This is a genomic window from Labrys sp. LIt4, assembly GCF_017813775.1.
GTDB lineage: Bacteria > Pseudomonadota > Alphaproteobacteria > Rhizobiales > Labraceae > Labrys > Labrys okinawensis_A.
The window spans coordinates 1-2733 of record NZ_JAGIPY010000039.1; the positions used below are offsets into that span (position 1 = coordinate 1).

The following is a 2733-nucleotide window of genomic DNA, read 5'->3' on the forward strand; positions in this document are numbered from 1 at the left end:
CGCGTTGAACACTTCCGAAAAGTAACCACGAGCATCGCCGAAACGCCGCGGACGAACCCGGACAACCTCGGGAATGGGCAGATATTCGACAATCATTCATCCGGCGCTTAAGCTGACTTAATGCCGGCAAATTACAATCGTTTACAAACAAGTCAACATGATCGAAATTTAGATATACTAAACTTTAGTCGGTATTTTGAGACAATAAACTATCTAAATAAATCGCCGACGAGGTTCATTCCACAGCTTGCCATTTATAAAAATTTATGGACATTCCTGTACAATTTAAAACTCTTGGTCCCCATTTGGTTTTCCAGAAAGGGCCCGAGCGGCAAGCCTTACTTCGCATGAGACATCCATCACCCCATCGGAGGCCGCTTCCCAACGATCTGGCACAACGGCTGTTTCCAGAGCATGCCCCGGCAAATTCTCACCAGACGGAAGAAGCACCGAGCGCGGAAGCGTTTGCAATTTGGCGGAAGCGCCAGGAAGCGCAGAGACGCATCGGCGTAAGCAAAAATAGCATATCCATCAAAACGCACTTTGCGGCAGCCCCTTGCGACTTCGTCGCTTCAAGCCGATGTCGCACACCGATGCCAAGGGTTTCACCCCCTATACAGGCACTTATCGTGATTGGCGCGTTAGAGAGAGGTTCCCCCCAGTCGGGTGGCGATTGGATTTCTGGAGCATTGTCGACCGGAAGCGCCGACGTCATTTTAGTCCCAACACCATGAGGGTTTCCGCAATGTCGGATTGGCCCGTATAGAAATCGGCTCTGGTATTTTGATGCTACCCATGCACTACAAAGTAAGAAGCAGCATAGAGAGGGCAGATTCAGCCCCTGCCACAATCGTCCAGACTACAATCATCGCCGTTCCTGCGGAATTTGGTGCCTGAGTCAAAAACATTACCGCAATGTAAGGCTGTAATTATGTTGCCCACGGCAAGGCGCATGCGGTACGGCTTTGCGACGCCCCTTTGAGCACTCCGCTATGGGATGCATTCCAGCTGCCACATTTGGAAAACCCACTGCCACCTCCACGCCGCACTGCATTTTGGAAACCACGAAATGGATAAGCGTAATGCCGCCACAACCGATACTGAACCTCCCCTGATAAACCAAAGCCGTGGGTCCGGCAGTTTGGACGGTATCGCTGATCGACCGGGCCGGACGCCACTTGTCCAGCGGGTCTATCATATTCTTCTCACCAAAATCAGCCGTGGCGACTACCTGGCGGACGAGAAACTGCCTGGGGAGCACGAACTCGCCTCAACTTTGCTCGTCTCGCGACCAATCATTCGCGAGGCCCTCAAATTGTTACGCGATGAAGGCTTGATATATTCACGACAAGGAGCAGGAAGCTTTGTAAAGAAGCTGGCCGAGGACACGCGCAATATCGGTTATTCACCCGTCGAAACCATCGCTGATATTCAGCGCTGCTATGAACTGCGCATGTCGATCGAACCGGATCATGCTTATTATGCCGCTCTTCGCTGGAACGAACCTGCGCTGGCGAAAATCGCGGCGGCACTCGAACTGATGCGCGACGCAGTCCAACTGTTCCTTCACCGGGATGATGCGGATTACAATTTCCATTACGCGATCTCCCAGGCCACGAATAATCATTTTTACGTTCTGTCGATGCAATCCCTGCGCGATCATATTTCTATCGGCATGAAGTTCCATGGTGTTTCGTTGGCAGGCCCCGAAGCCATGTTGGCCGACGTATTCGCCGAACATCAGTTGATCTTCGACGCGATCCGGCGCCGGGAAGCGGAAGCCGCCCGTGACATCATGCATCGCCATCTGAAAAGATCGCGAGATCGAGTTTTTGAGGGCCGTATACTCGATCTCTCGCTTTAGCCAACAATATTGAGTCAAACTTCTTGAGCTTGAGAATTCAAGCGAGAGCATCGGCATCCTGCAAGGTGGAAGAAGTTGGCGCCTTCGGCGATCGGGGTAGATTTCCGGCACGTTTGATCAAGCCGTCGACGGCTCCCTCCCGGCGGCTTGTCTCCCATCACTCTCCAGCTTGACGCTCAATCCATTTTTGAGCGTTCAACTTACGGCTCGGGCTCAGTAGCCGGTAAAGCGCCAGAAGATCGGCTTCATCCGGCGAAAGCTCGGCCTGAATATGTTCCTCAGCCAAACCGTTCAACAATGCCTCTTCATTGACGCCCAGCGCCTGTGACAAGGGCGCCAGGTGCTTGTTTATGTCCCCTGCTCGTCCCGTCTCCCAAAAAGCCACAGCGGCACGCGAAACGCCAACGGCATCAGCGAGCTGCAGCTGAGTGAGATCGGCAGCCAGCCGAAGCGCCCGGATGCGTTTGGCGAGTTCTACGCTGGGAGAGACCTTCTGGATTGCCGCTCCATTCTGCTCCGCCAAGCGAGCCTGAGAGGCAACGATCCAGCGACGAAAACGGTAATGCGTCAGCGTCTGCAGCGGTACATTCGAGGAGAGATGATCCGTGCGGTAATGCACCTTGCCCCTGGCAACGCTTTCAATCACTCGCCGAGGCTCGAGGTGATCTGCCGGAGCCCAGGTTTGGCCCGACTGCAGGATCGGAACAGAATGCATGATCCCTGGTCCAAGAAAGATGTCAGCCAGCCCTGTTTCCGAGGGCTGGCTGTTTTCGTTCGCTATAAGCGACAGGATCAGCCGTTCAGCGCGGCCTCGGCGGCGGCGTCAGCCTCGACCAGATAGGGTCCGGCAGCCAGGATCTGCAGGCCCA

At 54.2% G+C, this 2733-nt stretch carries 2 protein-coding genes; one reads left to right on the forward strand and one right to left on the reverse strand.

The features are described 5' to 3' along the window. Nucleotides 1-1069: 1069 nt before the first annotated feature. Entirely contained in the window at nt 1070-1864 is a 795-nt protein-coding gene (locus J8I29_RS29560; RefSeq protein ID WP_245197493.1) for a FadR/GntR family transcriptional regulator, read from the forward strand. Nucleotides 1865-2021: 157 nt separating this feature from the next. Here J8I29_RS29560 and J8I29_RS29565 read toward each other — a convergent pair whose 3' ends face one another. After that, nucleotides 2022-2579: a helix-turn-helix transcriptional regulator gene (locus J8I29_RS29565; RefSeq protein WP_209434406.1), complete on the reverse strand. Its 558-nt coding sequence runs from the start codon at nt 2577-2579 to the stop codon at nt 2022-2024. Nucleotides 2580-2733: the final 154 nt, after the last annotated feature.

Coding starts and splice junctions, on each gene's coding strand:
- J8I29_RS29560 (WP_245197493.1), top strand. CDS start 1,070: ATGGATAAGCGTAATGCCGCCACAACCGATACTGAACCTCCCCTGATA.
- J8I29_RS29565 (WP_209434406.1), bottom strand. CDS start 2,579: ATGCATTCTGTTCCGATCCTGCAGTCGGGCCAAACCTGGGCTCCGGCA.